The sequence below is a fragment of the Microcella daejeonensis genome (assembly GCF_026625045.1).
In the GTDB taxonomy this organism is placed as follows: Bacteria; Actinomycetota; Actinomycetes; order Actinomycetales; family Microbacteriaceae; genus Microcella; species Microcella daejeonensis.
In genome coordinates, this window is record NZ_CP113089.1 from 2260384 (window position 1) to 2274882 (window position 14499).

The 14499-nt window shown below is 71.9% G+C and carries 15 protein-coding genes; 11 read left to right on the top strand and 4 right to left on the bottom strand.

Features of this window, described 5'->3' with window-relative positions; translation table 11 throughout:
* Positions 1–111: 111 nt before the first annotated feature.
* Positions 112–1341 carry a radical SAM family heme chaperone HemW gene (hemW, locus tag OVN18_RS10945; RefSeq protein WP_267780819.1) on the top strand — a complete coding sequence of 410 codons (1230 nt, stop codon included), beginning with the start codon at positions 112–114 and terminating at the stop codon, positions 1339–1341.
* Between the two features lie 18 nt (positions 1342–1359).
* Here the strand turns inward: hemW and OVN18_RS10950 are convergent, their stop codons facing one another.
* The gene (locus OVN18_RS10950; protein WP_267780820.1) at positions 1360–1731 is read right to left on the bottom strand and encodes a DUF4870 domain-containing protein; all 372 of its coding nucleotides are present in this window, start codon (positions 1729–1731) and stop codon (positions 1360–1362) included.
* A 108-nt stretch (positions 1732–1839) separates the two neighbouring features.
* The gene (locus OVN18_RS10955; RefSeq protein ID WP_267780821.1) at positions 1840–2223 is read right to left on the bottom strand and encodes a DUF4870 domain-containing protein; all 384 of its coding nucleotides are present in this window, start codon (positions 2221–2223) and stop codon (positions 1840–1842) included.
* Between the two features lie 211 nt (positions 2224–2434).
* Here OVN18_RS10955 and hrcA point away from each other — a divergent pair, with 211 nt between their 5' ends.
* Genes hrcA through era form a run of 9 tightly spaced genes read left to right on the top strand, consistent with a single transcriptional unit; the run spans position 2435 to position 10311 of the window.
* Positions 2435–3454 (top strand): heat-inducible transcriptional repressor HrcA, encoded by a 1020-nt coding sequence (hrcA, locus tag OVN18_RS10960; protein WP_267739386.1) that lies wholly within the window; start codon positions 2435–2437, stop codon positions 3452–3454.
* 4 nt (positions 3455–3458) lie between these two features.
* Positions 3459–4568 carry a molecular chaperone DnaJ gene (dnaJ, locus tag OVN18_RS10965; RefSeq protein WP_267737068.1) on the top strand — a complete coding sequence of 370 codons (1110 nt, stop codon included), beginning with the start codon at positions 3459–3461 and terminating at the stop codon, positions 4566–4568.
* A 9-nt stretch (positions 4569–4577) separates the two neighbouring features.
* The gene (locus OVN18_RS10970; protein WP_267780823.1) at positions 4578–5342 is read left to right on the top strand and encodes a 16S rRNA (uracil(1498)-N(3))-methyltransferase; all 765 of its coding nucleotides are present in this window, start codon (positions 4578–4580) and stop codon (positions 5340–5342) included.
* A 4-nt stretch (positions 5343–5346) separates the two neighbouring features.
* Positions 5347–6132, top strand: a complete 786-nt coding sequence (locus OVN18_RS10975; RefSeq protein WP_267780824.1) for a phosphotransferase — start codon at positions 5347–5349, stop codon at positions 6130–6132.
* 10 nt (positions 6133–6142) lie between these two features.
* Complete coding sequence (locus OVN18_RS10980) at positions 6143–6499, top strand: histidine triad nucleotide-binding protein (protein WP_267737071.1); 357 nt, start codon at positions 6143–6145, stop codon at positions 6497–6499.
* On the top strand, positions 6489–7595 hold the full coding sequence (locus tag OVN18_RS10985; RefSeq protein WP_407666035.1) for a PhoH family protein: 1107 nt from the start codon (positions 6489–6491) through the stop codon (positions 7593–7595). Before OVN18_RS10980 ends, OVN18_RS10985 begins: the two co-directional genes overlap by 11 nt.
* 3 nt (positions 7596–7598) lie before the next feature.
* The gene (gene ybeY / locus OVN18_RS10990) at positions 7599–8066 is read left to right on the top strand and encodes an rRNA maturation RNase YbeY (RefSeq protein WP_168915611.1); all 468 of its coding nucleotides are present in this window, start codon (positions 7599–7601) and stop codon (positions 8064–8066) included.
* Positions 8063–9379, top strand: coding sequence for a hemolysin family protein (locus OVN18_RS10995; RefSeq protein ID WP_267737072.1), 1317 nt, complete (start codon positions 8063–8065; stop codon positions 9377–9379). Before ybeY ends, OVN18_RS10995 begins: the two co-directional genes overlap by 4 nt.
* Positions 9376–10311, top strand: a complete 936-nt coding sequence (era, locus tag OVN18_RS11000) for a GTPase Era (protein WP_267780826.1) — start codon at positions 9376–9378, stop codon at positions 10309–10311. Before OVN18_RS10995 ends, era begins: the two co-directional genes overlap by 4 nt.
* Here the strand turns inward: era and OVN18_RS11005 are convergent.
* Together OVN18_RS11005 and OVN18_RS11010 are read right to left on the bottom strand one after the other, a co-directional pair.
* Positions 10308–11018, bottom strand: a complete 711-nt coding sequence (locus OVN18_RS11005; protein ID WP_267780827.1) for a response regulator — start codon at positions 11016–11018, stop codon at positions 10308–10310. The two genes, era and OVN18_RS11005, sit on opposite strands and share 4 nt — an antisense overlap.
* 196 nt (positions 11019–11214) lie before the next feature.
* Positions 11215–12453, bottom strand: a complete 1239-nt coding sequence (locus OVN18_RS11010) for a sensor histidine kinase (protein ID WP_267780828.1) — start codon at positions 12451–12453, stop codon at positions 11215–11217.
* Between the two features lie 268 nt (positions 12454–12721).
* Between OVN18_RS11010 and leuA the strand changes: the two genes are divergently transcribed.
* Positions 12722–14482 (top strand): 2-isopropylmalate synthase, encoded by a 1761-nt coding sequence (gene leuA / locus OVN18_RS11015; protein ID WP_267780829.1) that lies wholly within the window; start codon positions 12722–12724, stop codon positions 14480–14482.
* Positions 14483–14499: the final 17 nt, after the last annotated feature.

Sequence of the window (14499 nt, forward strand, 5' to 3'; positions counted from 1 at the left end):
GATGCTCGGGCGCGCGACCCCGCGGGGAGCGGCGTGTCGACCGCCCCGGCGCGCGCATCTCCTGAGTCGTCGACGGGGCGAGCGCCGAGGCCGCCGGTGGGAGGATGGAGCGTGCCCAGCGCCCTGCCGATCGCCGATCCCGCCCCCGATGACGGGATGCTCCCGCCGAGCGCCGCGCAGGGCGCGGAGTCGCGCGACCTCGGCATCTACCTGCACGTGCCCTTCTGCCGGGTGCGCTGCGGGTACTGCGACTTCAACACCTACACCGCGGAGGAGGTGCGCGGCGTCTCGCGGTCGGACTTCGCCGACCAGGCCATCGCCGAGCTCGACGTCGCGGCCTCCGTGCTCGAGCGCAGCGGCCTGCCGGCGCGGCCGGTCAGGACCGTGTTCTTCGGCGGCGGCACGCCCACCCTGCTGCCGCCGGACGACCTCGTGCGCATGCTCGAGGCCGTCGAGCAGCGCTTCGGCCTCGCGCAGGGCGCGGAGATCACGACGGAGGCGAACCCCGACTCGATCGATGCCGCGGGCCTGGAGCACCTGGCCGCGGCGGGGTTCACCCGGCTGAGCCTCGGCATGCAGTCGGCGGTGCCGCACGTGCTGAGCGTGCTCGAGCGCACGCACGATCCGGCGAACGTGCCGCTGCGGGTGGCCGAGGCCCGCGCCGCGGGTCTCGCCGTGAGCCTCGACCTCATCTACGGCACCCCGGGCGAGTCGATGGCGGACTGGAGCCGCAGCCTCGACGCGGCTCTCGCCGAGCATCCCGATCACCTCAGCGCCTACGCGCTCATCGTCGAGCCGGGCACGAAGCTTGCCCGGCAGATCGCGCGCGGCGAGGTGCCCGGCGTCGACGACGACCTGCACGCGAGCTTCTACGAGCTGCTGGACTCCCGCATGGCCGAGGCCGGCTACGGCTGGTACGAGGTGAGCAACTTCGCGCTCTCGCCCGAGCAGCGCTCGTGGCACAACCGCTCCTACTGGACGGGTCAGGACTGGTGGGGCATCGGCCCGGGCGCCCACAGCCACGTCGGCGGCACGCGGTTCTGGAACGTCAAGCACCCCGCCGCGTACGCCCAGCGCCTCGCGGCCGCGCTCTCGCCCGCCGCGGGCCGCGAGACGCTCGACGAGGAGACCCGCCGGGTGGAGCGCGTCATGCTCGAGACGCGGCTGGTCGAGGGGCTCGCGACGGACGCGCTCAGCCCCGCAGGGCGGACGGCGATCGCGGGGCTCATCGCCGACGAGCTCGTCGAGGCGGCGTCGGCGTTCCGCGGCCGCGTCGTGCTCACACGCCGGGGCCGCCTGCTCGCCGACGCGGTCGTGCGACGGCTGCTGCCCGACGACTGAGCGCGGCGTGCCGCGGGCTCAGCGCGTGAAGGGGATCGCGAGCGGGTAGCGGTAGAACTCGCCGCGCGAGGCGGCGACGGCCGCGATGATGCCGAAGACGAGGGTGAGGATGCCCGCCGCGAGGATGAGCAGGAACCCGAGGCCGAACCAGCTCGTGACGAAGCCGACCACGTAGGCGATGAGCATCGTCAGCTGGAAGTTGAGCGCCTGGCCGGTGTGATGCCGCACGAAGGGGCCGCGGTCGCGCAGCACGAGGTAGGCGACGAGCGGGACGATCAGGAACACGACGATGCCGCCGATGTGGGTGAGGATCGACCAGAGCTTCTCGTCCTCGGGGCGCATGGTCGCGGGGCCGGTGGCGTAGGGGTTCGCGGGAGGCTGATCGGTCATGCGATCAGTATGGCCCGCGGGGGCGCTGCTCGGAATGGGCGGTGCCGCTCGCGCGGACGACGGAGGGGCCCGACCGGGGATGGTCGGGCCCCTCCGAGGTGCGGCGGCCTACTTGATGAGGCGCAGCGCGAACGGGTAGCGGTAGGCCTGGCCGTCCTTCGACTTCAGGAACGCGAGGATCGAGAAGATGAGGCCGGCGATGTACGCGGCCCAGGTCACGACGTAAAAGAGGAAGCCGATGAACACGATGATCAGGATCGTGCCCACGATGTAGGCGACGATCTGGATGCCGAGCAGGGTGATCTGGAAGTTCAGCGCCTCCTTCGACTCGGTGCGCGTGAAGGCGCCGCGATCCTTGAAGACGAGGTAGATGATGAGCGACGGCAGGATCCCGAGGATGCCGCCGAGGTGGGCGAACGAGGCCCACTGGCGGTCCTCCGCCTCGCTGAGCGGTGCGGCGGCGGCGGATGCGGGAGGGGGTGTGGCGGTCATGGTGGGTGCCTTTCGACGCGTCGATTCGGAGGTGGTTCCGGATGGTGATGACGATCGCGCGGGGCTCCGCACGGACGGCGCCGGTCGCCCGGAGGCGCCCGCACAAGCACACGGTAGCGCCGCCGCACCGCGCGGGCAACGATCGCGGGGGCGCGAGCCGCGGTAGAATTGGCAGTCAGGCTTCACGAGTGCCAACGGGAGGAGGTGGGTGATGGTCTCCGAGCGCGCCATGCAGGTGCTGCAGGCGATCGTGCAGGACTACGTCTCCTCGCGCGAGCCCGTCGGCTCCAAGGGCATCGTCGAGCGCCACAGCTTCGGGGTGAGCGCGGCCACCATCCGCAACGACATGGCTCAGCTGGAGGAGGAGGAGCTCATCGCGGCGCCCCACACCTCCTCCGGCCGCGTGCCCACCGACAAGGGCTACCGGCTCTTCGTCGACCAGCTTCAGGATCTGCGCCCGCTCACCGCCGCCCAGCGCGGCGCGATCGAGGCGTTCCTCGATCAGTCCGTCGATCTCGACGACGTGTTCGGCCGCACCGTGCGTCTGCTCAGCCACCTCACGAACCAGGTCGCGCTCGTGCAGTACCCGACTCTCGGCAACGCCCGCGTGCGCCACGTCGAGCTCATCCCGATGTCGGCCACCCGCGTCATGACGGTGTTCATCACCGACGGCGGGCGCGTCGACCAGCGCATCATCGAGCTGCCGGCCGAGACCGACGAGGTGTTCATCGGCGAGCTGCGGGCGAAGATCAACGCCTCGCTCGACGGCACCGAGCTCGTCCAGGTGCCGGATGTCGCGGCCGCCCTCCCCGCCCAGTTCGCGCCCGAGCGGCGCGCATCCGTCGCCGTCATCGCCGATTCGCTCGTCGGTCACGTGGATGCGCATCGCAGCGATCGCCTCGTCATCGCGGGGGCGGCGAACCTCGTGCGCACCGAGGGCGACTTCGCGGGCAGCGTCTACCCGGTGCTCGAGGCGATCGAGGAGCAGGTGACGCTGCTGAAGCTGTTCCGTGAGATGGAGCTCGACCAGTTCGGCGTCTCCGCTCGCATCGGGCGCGAGAACGACGAGGTGCTGCGCGAGACCGCGGTCGTCACGAGCGCGTACAGAGTCGGTGCAGACCGATCGGCCAAACTCGGGGTGCTGGGCCCCACTCGGATGGATTACTCGAACAACATGGCAGCCGTGCGCGCCGTCGCGCGCTACGTCTCACGGCTGCTCGGTGAGGATTAGGCACGTGGCAGACCATTACGACGTTCTCGGCATCGCCCGCGATGCGAGCGCGGACGACATCAAGAAGGCGTACCGCCGGCTCGCGCGCGAGCTGCACCCCGACGTGAACCCCTCGGGCGACGCGGCGGAGCGGTTCAAGCTCGTGACGCACGCGTACGACGTGCTCAGCGATCCGCAGCAGCGCCAGCAGTACGACCTCGGCGGCTCGGGCGGCTTCGGCGGCGCGGGCGGCGGAAACTTCGGCGGCTTCGGGGACATCTTCGAGACCTTCTTCGGGGCCGGGCAGTCGCAGCGCGGGCCCCGCTCGCGCCGCGAGCGCGGGCAGGACGCCCTGCTGCGCGTCGAGGTCGAGCTCGAGGAGATCGTCTTCGGCACGACCCGCCAGCTGGAGGTCGACACCGCGGTGCTCTGCGAGACCTGCAACGGCAGCTGCTGCTCGCCCGGCACCGAGCCGGCCACCTGCGACATCTGCCGCGGCTCGGGGCAGATCCAGCGCACCGTGCGCAGCCTGCTCGGCAACGTCATGACCTCGAGCCCCTGCGGCACGTGCCGCGGCTACGGCACGGTCATCCCCAGCCCCTGCCCCACCTGTGCGGGCCAGGGCCGGGTGCGCGCTCGGCGCACCATCCCCGTCGAGATCCCCGCGGGGGTCGACACGGGCCTGCGCATCCAGATGCCCGGGCAGGGCGAGGTCGGCCCGGCCGGCGGCCCGAACGGCGACCTGTTCCTCGAGATCAAGGTCAAGACCCACGACACCTTCAGTCGATCGGGCGACGACCTGCTCGCGACGCTCGAGGTGCAGATGACGGACGCCATCCTGGGTACCACGGCGACTCTCGCCTCGCTCGACGGCGATGTCAGCGTCGAGATCAAGCCGGGCACGCAGAGCGCCGAGATCATCACGATCAAGGAGCGCGGCATCACGCGCCTTCGCGGCAGCGGTCGCGGCGATCTCAAGGTCGGCGTGCAGGTCGTGACCCCGGTGCGGCTCAACTCGAAGGAGACGAAGCTCGTCCAGGACTTCGCGAACAGCCGCCGCCCCATCCCGCCGCAGTTCTCCACCTTCCAGCAGGGGCTGTTCTCCAAGCTGCGCGACCGCTTCCTCCACCTCTAGGCCGCCGGCGTGGCCCACTTCTACCTCGACGAGTCGCTCGTCGAGCCCGAGGGCCCGGGTGGGGTCGTCGCGCTGCGGGGGGCGGATGCCCGGCATGCCGTCACCGTCGCCCGACTCCGCACGGGCGAGCGCGTGGCGATCGGCGACGGGGCGGGCCTCGTCGTCGAGGGCGAGGTCGTGCAGTCGGATCGTGACGAGGTGCTGCTGCGTGCCGAGTCGATCCGGCACGAGCCCGAGCCGAGCCCGCGGCTCACGCTCGTGCAGGCGCTCGCCAAGGGCGACCGCGACGAGCTCGCCGTGCAGGCCGCGACCGAGCTCGGCGTCGACGGGGTGCAGCCCTGGCAGTCCGCCCGCAGCGTCTCGCGCTGGGAGGGCGCGAAGGCCGAGAAGGGCCGCGCGCGCTGGCAGACGATCGTGCGCGAGGCGAGCAAGCAGGCCGTCCGCGCGCACGTGCCGGTCGTCGCGCCCGTGACCGCCACCGCCTCTCTCGCGCGGCGCATCGAGCAGGGCGCCCCGACGACCCTCGCGCTCGTGCTCGATCCGCTCGGCACCACGGCGCTCAGCGCGCTCGACGCCGCGGCGCTCGGGGAGCCGGCGGGCGTCACCGAGATCCTGCTCGTCGTCGGCCCCGAGGGCGGCATCACCCCGGAGGAGTTCGCGGCCCTCGAGCGGGCGGGCGCCCGCCGCGTGCGCCTCGGCGCGACGGTGCTGCGCACCTCCACCGCCGGTCCCGCGGCGATCGCGGTGCTCTCCGCCGCGCTCGGCCGCTGGTAGCCCGGTGACCGATCGGGTCGACCTCTCCGCGCAGCTGCTGCGCGCGGACGCCCCGCTCCCGGACGCCCTGCGCGCTCTGGCTGCCCGTCTCGCGCCCGACTCCCGCGTCATCCCGGTCTGGCGCAACGGCCTCGGCGGGCTCACGGTGCGGCTCGACCCGCATCGCGCCCGCGCCTCGCTCATCCTCAAGTGGAGCCCGGCCGGCCGCGAGGTCGCCCTCGCCGACGAGCGGGCCCGCCTCGACTGGGCGGGTCGCTACCACCCCGTGCCCCGGGTGCTGGATGCGGGCGAGGCCGACGACGGCGCGGGCGGCTCCGCCGAGTGGATGCTCACCGCGGCCCTGCCCGGCGACTCGGCCGTGAGCGACCGCTGGCGCGCCGATCCCCGCACGGCGGTGCGGGCGATCGGCGCCGGGCTCCGCCGGCTGCACGAGGCGCTGCCCGTGGCCGAGTGCCCCTTCGCCGGGCCCCGGCTCGACGGGGAGCCCGCTGTCGAGCATCCCGTGGTCGCCCACGGCGACGCCTGCGCGCCGAACACCCTGCTCGACGCCGAGGGCGCGTTCCTCGCCCACGTCGATCTCGGCGCCCTCGGCGCGGCCGACCGCTGGTCGGATCTCGCGATCGCCTCGATGTCGCTGGAGTGGAACTACGGCACCGGCTGGGAGGAGACGTTCTTCGACGCCTACGGCATCGAGCGCGACGAGCGGCTCATCCGCCGCTGGCGCGAGCGCTGGAACGCTGACAGCGAACCGGCAGGAGGCGGCGGGAGCACCGTCGGCGGCTCGCTCTAGACTTGAGGCCATGAGCACCGAGCCGTCGCCGAGCATCTTCAGCCGCATCGTCGCGCGCGAGATCCCGGCCGAGATCGTGCACGAGACCGAGCGGGTCATCGCGTTCCGAGACATCGCCCCGCAGGCGCCCGTGCACCTGCTCGTGGTGCCCAAGACCGAGCAGTACCGCGACGTCGTCGAGCTCGCGGCGGGCGACCCCGCGCTGCTGGCCGAGCTCGTCGCGACCGCGCGCAGCCTGGCCGAGAGCCACGCCGACGGCGACTTCCGGCTCGTGTTCAACACCGGCGAGAGCGCCGGGCAGACGGTGTTCCACGTGCACGCGCACGTGCTCGCCGGGGGAGTGCACGAGGGCTCGCTTGCCGGCTGACGACGCGACCACACCCGCCCCGCCCGGCTCGCGCGCCGAGCTCGAGGTCGACGGCGTCGCCATGGTGCAGCTGCTCGGCCCGCAGGATCGTCTTCTGCGCACGCTCGAGCAGCAGCATCCCGACCTCGCCGTGCACGTGCGCGGCAACCTCATCACCCTCGAGGGCGAGCCCTCGCAGGTACAAGCGGCCACCACGCTGGTCGAGGAGCTCATCACCATGGTTCGCAACGGACACGAACTCGGCCCCACCGAGGTGGCCAGCTCGGCGAGGATCATCGCCGAGGGCGCCGGCAGCCCGGCGGAGGTGCTGAGCCAGTCGATCCTCACGAGCCGCGGCAAGAGCATCCGCCCGAAGACGCTCGGGCAGAAGTCGTACGTCGACGCGATCGACCTCAACACGATCGTCTTCGGCATCGGCCCCGCCGGTACCGGCAAGACCTACCTGGCGATGGCGAAGGCCGTGCAGGCGCTGCAGCGCAAGGAGGTCGACCGCATCATCCTCACGCGGCCGGCCGTCGAGGCGGGCGAGCGGCTCGGGTTCCTCCCCGGCACGCTCACCGACAAGATCGACCCGTACCTGCGGCCGCTCTACGACGCGCTCAACGAGATGATGGATCCGGAGCTCGTGCCGAAGCTGCTCACGACCGGTGTCGTCGAGGTGGCGCCGCTCGCCTACATGCGCGGCCGCACGCTCAACAACTCTTTCATCGTGCTCGACGAGGCGCAGAACACGACGCCCGAGCAGATGAAGATGTTCCTCACGCGTTTGGGCTTCGGCTCGAAGATGGTCGTCACGGGCGACATCACGCAGGTCGACCTGCCGGTCGGCGCGAGCGGGCTGCAGCTCGTCACGCGCGTGCTCGACCGCATGGACGAGATCCACTTCGCCCGCCTCACCAGCGACGACGTGGTGCGGCACTCGCTCGTCGGCCGAATCGTCGACGCCTACACCAAGTACGACGCCGAGAAGCAGGCGCAGCAGCACGCGCGCGAGGCCGGCGGCTCGGGCGAGGGCGAGAACCGCGCCGCGCGCCGGGCCGGCGCGAACCGCGACCGCCAGACCCAGCGCCGCGACCCCCGACCGAGAGGCTGGTAGACCATGGCCGTCGAGATCAACAACGAGTCGGGCATCCCCGTCGATGAGGCCGCCCTGCAGCGCCTCGCCTTCCACGCCTTCGAGTACCTGAACGTGCACCAGGACGCCGAGCTCGCGATCGTGCTCGTCGACGAGGGCGCCATGGAGCAGCTGCACCTGCAGTGGATGGACGAGCCCGGGCCGACCGACGTGCTGAGCTTCCCCATGGACGAGCTGCGCCCCGGCAGCGACGAGGAGCCGACGCCGCCCGGACTGCTGGGCGACATCGTGCTCTGCCCGCAGGTGGCGATCGGCCAGGCCGAGACCGCGGGGCACTCGACCCAGGACGAGCTGCTGCTGCTGACCACGCACGGCCTGCTGCACCTGCTCGGCTTCGACCACGCGGAGCCGGAGGAGGAGAAGGAGATGTTCGGCATCCAGCGCGACGTGCTCGTCGGCTTCACCCTCGCCGAGCGCCGCCGAGCGCGATGATCACCGCCGTCTTCTTCATCGTCGCCGCCCTGCTCGTCGCCTTCGGCGGTCTCATGGCGGCCATCGACGCGGCCCTCGGCTCGGTCAGCCGCACCGACATGGTCGACCTGGCCTCGCAGAAGAAGAACCCGCGCACCCTCCTCGCCGTCGCGAACGAGGTCGGCGCCCACGTCAACGCGGTCAACTTCCTCCGCATCGTCGCCGAGACGATCGCGGCGGTGCTCGTGACCCTCGCGTTCGCGCGCCTCATCGACGAGTGGTGGTGGGCCCTCGCGGTGAGCGCGCTCATCATGATCGCCGTCTCGTTCATCCTCGTCGGCTCGAGCCCGCGCAGCGTCGGCCGCACCCACCCCCGGCCTCTCCTGCGGGTCACGGGCGGCCTCATCCGCGGCGTGCGCCTCGCGATCGGGCCGCTCGCCGACGCGCTCGTCGCGATCGGCAACCGGGTGACGCCCGGCCGGCCCCGCAGTGCGACCTTCTCGAGCGAGGAGCAGCTGCTGAGCATGGTCGACGAGGCCACCGATCTCGAGGTGCTCGAGAAGGAGGACCGCGAGCTCATCCACTCGATCTTCGAGTTCAACGACACGATCGTGCGCGAGGTGATGCTGCCCCGCACCGACATGGTGACGCTCGAGCGCGACGCGACGGTCTCCGACGCGATGGGTCTGTTCCTCGCGCGCGGCGTCTCGCGCATCCCCGTCATCGGCGACGACACGGACGACGTGCTCGGCGTCGTGTACCTGCGTGACGCCTCCCGCATGGCCTTCGAGACGCCGGAGGCCTGCGCGACGACGCTCGTCGAGAGCGTCGCGAAGCCCGCCCTCTTCCTGCCGGAGTCGAAGAAGGCCGACGACGCGCTGCGGCAGCTGCAGCTGGAGTCGAACCACCTCGCCCTCGTCGTCGACGAGTACGGCGGCATCGCCGGTCTCGTGACGATGGAGGACCTCATCGAGGAGCTCGTCGGCGAGATCAGCGACGAGTACGACCGCGAGACGGCGGCCTCCGAGCAGCTGTCCGAGAACCTCTTCCGCGTCAGCGCGCGCATGCCCGTCGACGAGCTTGGCGACCTGTTCGGCATCGAGCTCGACGACGACGACGTCGACACGGTGGGCGGCCTCCTCACCAAGCACCTCGGCCGGCTCCCCGTGGCCGGATCGAGCACGAGCATCGACGGGCTGCAGCTCACGGCCGAGCGCACGGAGGGCCGTCGCAAGCGCGTCGTGACCGTGCTCGTCGAGGCCGATCAGACGCTGCTGGATGCCCGGCGCGCGTTCTCGGAGGACGAGCAGACGCTCGTGGAGGAGCAGGCATGAGCGCAGCATCCCGCGATGAGAGCCCGACCGGCCCCGCCGCCGGCACCCCGGAGCACCGCGCCGGCTTCGTCACCTTCGTCGGCCGCCCCAACGTCGGCAAGTCGACCCTGACCAACGCCCTCGTCGGCGAGAAGGTCGCCATCACCTCCTCGAAGCCGCAGACGACGCGCCGCGCCATCCGCGGCATCGTGCACCGCCCGCACGGTCAGCTCATCGTCGTCGACACACCGGGCTTGCACCGCCCGCGCACCCTGCTCGGCGAGCGCCTCAATTCGGTCGTGCAGACGACCCTCGGCGACGTCGACGTCATCGGCTTCTGCGTGCCCGCGACCGAGGCGATCGGCCCGGGCGACAAGTACATCAACGAGCAGCTCGAGTCGTTCCCGCGCACGCGCAAGGTCGCGATCGTCACGAAGACCGACGCCGCCGGCCCCGCGCGGGTCGCCGAGCAGCTGCTCGCCGTCTCGCGCCTGCGCGACTGGGACGAGATCATCCCGCTCTCCGCCGTCACGGGCGACCAGGTGGAGCTGCTGCTCGACCACCTGCTCGCCCTGATGCCGATGTCGCCGCCCCTCTACGGCGACGAGGCGCGCACCGACGAGACCGAGGACGACCGCATCTCCGAGCTCATCCGCGAGGCCGCGCTGGAGGGCGTGAGCGACGAGCTGCCGCACTCGCTCGCCGTGACGGTCGACGAGATCGACGAGCGCGACGACGGCCTGCTGCAGATCTTCGCCAACGTCTGGGTCGAGCGCGACAGCCAGAAGGGCATCATCATCGGCCACCGCGGCGCCCGCCTCGGCGAGGTCGGCGCGCGGGCCCGCGGCGAGATCGAGAAGCTGCTGGGCCGCCGCGTGTTCCTCAAGCTGCACGTCAAGGTCGCCAAGGAGTGGCAGCGCGACCCGAAGCAGTTGGGGCGGCTCGGCTTCTAGGGCCCGCCGCCCGCCCGCCGAGGCAGCAGCCCGTGGTCGTGCGCGTAGAGCACGACCTGCACGCGGTCGCGCAGGGCCAGCTTCGCGAGGATGCGGCCGACGTGCGACTTCACCGTCGCCTCGCTGACGAACTCGCGGGCGGCGATCTCGGCGTTGCTCAGGCCCGCGGCGACGGCGGCGAAGATCTCGCGCTCGCGCGGGCTGAGCGCGTCGAGCGCGGCGGGGTCGGCGGCGCGGCCGGCGGGGGCGGGATGCTCGGCGCGAGCATCCACGTGGGCCAGCAGGTCGCCGATCGCCCCCGGCGCGACCACCGCGTGCCCGCCGTGCACCGCCCGGACGGCGGCGAGCAGGAACTCGGGCTCGGCGTCCTTCAGCAGGAACCCGCTCGCCCCGGCGCGGATCGCCCGCAGCGCGGCGTCGTCGAGGTCGAAGGTCGTGAGCACGATGACGCGCGGCGGGGTGCGGCCGTTCGCGGCGGCGTCGCGCAGGATGCCCGCCGTGCCCGCGATGCCGTCGGTGCCCGGCATCCGGATGTCCATGAGCACGACGTCCGGCGCCGTCTGCTGCGCCGTCGTGACCGCGGCAGCGCCGTCGCCGGCCTCGCCGACGACCCGCAGGTCGGGCTGCGAGTCGATGAGCATCGCCATGCCGCGGCGGAACAGCGGCTGATCGTCGACGAGCAGCACGCCGATCGGGTGCGGGCTCATCGCCTGAACGCCCGTCCGAGGAACCAGGGCAGGGCGATCGCGAGATCGCCGCGGCGGCGGGGCACGGTGAGCACGATGATGCGCACGGCTCCGGGTGCGGTCCCGGCGTTCGCGGGCGCTGCGGGTGCTGCGGGTCCGATGGGTGCTGCGGGTGCCGGAGGATCGGCCGGGGCGGGCGCGGGGGTGCCGGCGGCGGTCATGCGCGCGACCCGGCCTCGAGAGCGAGCACCGGCGATCCGCCGAGCTCGCCGTCATCGGGGTGCGCCTCGGAGGGGGCCGGCTCGAGCGGCAGCCGGGCCCGCAGGCGCACGACCCCGCCGTGGTGGATGCTCAGCTCGCCCCCGGCGAGGGCGGCGCGCTCGCGCATCCCGTCGATGCCGTGACCCGCGCCGACGCCGCTCGGTGCGGGGGAGTCGGAGCGCGCAGGGTTCGTGACCACGAGGTCGACGGCGCTCTGCCCCCACTCCAGCTCTAACGTCGCCGTGCCGTCGCCGTGGCGCAGGGCGTTCGTGAGGGCCTCCTGGGTGATGCGGTACAGCGCGAGCTGGCGGGCCTCGGTGAGACGGCCGCGGTCGCCGAACTGCCGGGTCTCGAGCACCAGACCCGAGTCGCGCATCGCGGCGAGCAGGCCGTCGAGGTCGGCGAGCCCCGGCTGCGGACCGGATTCCTGGGTGTGCCGCAGCTCGGTGAGCAGCACGCGCACGTCGGCGAGCGCGTCGCGGGCCGAGCGCGCGATCGTCTCGAAGGCCTCGGCCGCCTGCGCGTCGCGCTCGGCCGTCGCGTAGCGGGCGCCGTCGGCCTGCGCGATCACGACGGTGAGGGAGTGGGCGACGATGTCGTGCACGTCGCGGGCGACCCGCGAGCGCTCGGCCTCGAGGTCGGCGCGGGTGAGGGCGGCGTCGCGCTCGGTGCTGACGGTCTCGACGACCTCGCCGAGGGCGCGACGCCGTGAGGCGGCGACCACCAGCTCGCCCGCCACAACCGCGATCGCCGGAGCGAGCAGGACCACGAACCCTGCCGCACCGAGTCCGTACGAGCTGACGTAGATGCCACCGGCGACAAAGATCGCCGTGAGCCCGAGCGCCGCGCTGCGGCCGACCCAGCGGACCGCGTCGGAGCCGTAGGCCACCGTGCCGAAGAGGGCGACGTAGACGGGCAGCCAATACGCCCCGTTGGGGGTTCCGCCGCTGAAGCCGAGGAGGAGAAGCATGATGAGGGGGACGACCGAGATCGCCAGCGCCTTAAACGGCGCGACCCGATGCAGCGCGATGCCGGCGCCGAGCGGCAGGAGGGCGGTCGCGATGAGGCTGGAGCTCGTGAGATCCAGTGCGGTGTAGAACGCCGCGGCGGAGAACAGCACGCCGATGACGATCTCGGCGATGAGGAGTCGGTGCTGCCCGCGGTCGCTGAGCCGGGCGAGGAGTCGATCGAACATGCTCGTCACGCTAAGCCCCGAGCCGCTCCGAACGGGGAGGACGCGAGCGGATGTCATCCTCAGGGATGAGAGGGTTCATCCGAACGGTTGCCCGCGCCGGGCATCCCGAGCTGCCGTTCAGCGCTCGTGCAGGCCCGGGTGTACCCTGAAGCCGTGTTCGGTCAGCTTCTTCTTCGCTGCCGCGACGAGGTCTAGCCCTTAGCCTCCCTCGTCGCGGAGTTCGTCGTCGGCTGAAATCTTTAGACCCGCGAACCGCCAGGAGCACCTCATGCAGAACCGTCAGCAGCCCTCCGGACTCCCCATCCACAAGTACGCGCCGTACCAGTCGGTGCTTCCCGTCGACCTGCCCGACCGCACGTGGCCGACGAAGTCCATCACGCACGCGCCGCGCTGGTGCGCCGTCGACCTGCGCGACGGCAACCAGGCCCTCATCGACCCGATGAGCCCCGAGCGCAAGCGCATCATGTTCGACCTGCTCGTGCGCATGGGCTTCAAGGAGATCGAGGTCGGGTTCCCCTCGGCCTCGCAGACCGACTTCGACTTCGTGCGCAGCCTCATCGAGGACGACCTCATCCCCGATGACGTCACCATCCAGGTGCTGACGCAGTCGCGCGAGTCGCTCATCGCCCGCACCTACGAGTCGATCACGGGCGCCAAGCGCGCCATCGTGCACTTCTACAACTCGACGAGCGCGCTGCAGCGCGAGGTCGTGTTCCGCACCGACGTAGCCGGCGTCAAGGAGATCGCGCTGCAGGGCGCGCGCTGGTGCAAGCAGTACGAGGCCACCGTGCCCGGCACCGAGATCTTCTACGAGTACAGCCCCGAGAGCTACACCGGCACCGAGCTCGAGACCGCGCTCGAGATCTGCAACGCCGTGCTCGACGAGCTGCAGCCGACGCCCGAGCGCCAGGTCATCATCAACCTGCCCGCGACCGTCGAGATGGCCACCCCGAACGTCTACGCCGACTCCATCGAGTGGATGCACCGCCGCCTGGCCCACCGCGAGAACGTGCTGCTGAGCCTGCACCCGCACAACGACCGCGGCACCGCCGTCGCCGCCGCCGAGCTCGGCTACCTCGCCGGCGCCGACCGCATCGAGGGCTGCCTGTTCGGCAACGGCGAGCGCACCGGCAACGTCGACCTCGTCGCGCTCGGCATCAACCTGCTGACTCAGGGCATCGACCCGCAGCTCGACTTCAGCGACCTCGACGAGATCAAGCGCACCGCCGAGTACTGCAACCAGCTCAAGGTGCACGAGCGCAGCCCCTGGGCGGGCGACCTCGTCTACACGGCCTTCAGCGGTTCGCACCAGGACGCCATCAAGAAGGGCTTCGAGGCGATGGATGCCCGTGCCGCGGCCGAGGGCGTCGGTGTCGACGACCTCGTGTGGGCGGTGCCGTACCTGCCTGTCGACCCCAAGGATCTCGGTCGCTCCTACGAGGCCGTGATCCGCGTCAACTCGCAGTCGGGCAAGGGCGGGGTCGCGTACCTGCTCAAGACCGACCACAAGCTCGACCTGCCGCGCAAGCTGCAGATCGAGTTCAGCGGCGTCGTGCAGGCGAAGACCGACGCCGAGGGCGGCGAGGTGACCTCGGAGCAGATCTGGGAGATCTTCCAGGACGAGTACCTGCCCGCGGCGGTCGCCGACGAGAAGTGGGGCCGCTTCGAGCTGCTCTCGACCCGCACCGCCAGCGACATGACGGGTGAGGTGCGCCTCGACGCGACGCTGCGCGACGGCGAGGCGATCGACGGCGTCACGGCGACCGGCAACGGACCGATCGCCGCGTTTCTGTCGATCATGCAGGAGGAGGGCATCAGCATCCGCCTCTTCGACTACGTCGAGCACGCTCTCAGCGCCGGCGGTGACGCCCTCGCGGCGTCGTACGTCGAGCTCGAGGTCGACGGCCGCACCCTCTGGGGCGTGGGCATCGACGCGGACATCTCGACGGCGTCGCTCAAGGCGGTCGTCTCGGCCGTCAACCGGGCCATCCGGCTCGAGGCGCCCGACCGCGAGCTCGTCGAAGCGTAGCGCGCCGCGCCGGGATC

Excerpts from the sequence above, each read along its gene's own strand:
- OVN18_RS10950 (WP_267780820.1), bottom strand. The coding sequence starts at position 1,731 with ATGACCGATCAGCCTCCCGCGAACCCCTACGCCACCGGCCCCGCGACC.
- OVN18_RS10955 (WP_267780821.1), bottom strand. The coding sequence starts at position 2,223 with ATGACCGCCACACCCCCTCCCGCATCCGCCGCCGCCGCACCGCTCAGC.
- hrcA (WP_267739386.1), top strand. The coding sequence starts at position 2,435 with ATGGTCTCCGAGCGCGCCATGCAGGTGCTGCAGGCGATCGTGCAGGAC.
- OVN18_RS10980 (WP_267737071.1), top strand. The coding sequence starts at position 6,143 with ATGAGCACCGAGCCGTCGCCGAGCATCTTCAGCCGCATCGTCGCGCGC.
- ybeY (WP_168915611.1), top strand. The coding sequence starts at position 7,599 with ATGGCCGTCGAGATCAACAACGAGTCGGGCATCCCCGTCGATGAGGCC.
- OVN18_RS10995 (WP_267737072.1), top strand. The coding sequence starts at position 8,063 with ATGATCACCGCCGTCTTCTTCATCGTCGCCGCCCTGCTCGTCGCCTTC.
- era (WP_267780826.1), top strand. The coding sequence starts at position 9,376 with ATGAGCGCAGCATCCCGCGATGAGAGCCCGACCGGCCCCGCCGCCGGC.
- OVN18_RS11005 (WP_267780827.1), bottom strand. The coding sequence starts at position 11,018 with ATGAGCCCGCACCCGATCGGCGTGCTGCTCGTCGACGATCAGCCGCTG.
- OVN18_RS11010 (WP_267780828.1), bottom strand. The coding sequence starts at position 12,453 with ATGTTCGATCGACTCCTCGCCCGGCTCAGCGACCGCGGGCAGCACCGA.
- leuA (WP_267780829.1), top strand. The coding sequence starts at position 12,722 with ATGCAGAACCGTCAGCAGCCCTCCGGACTCCCCATCCACAAGTACGCG.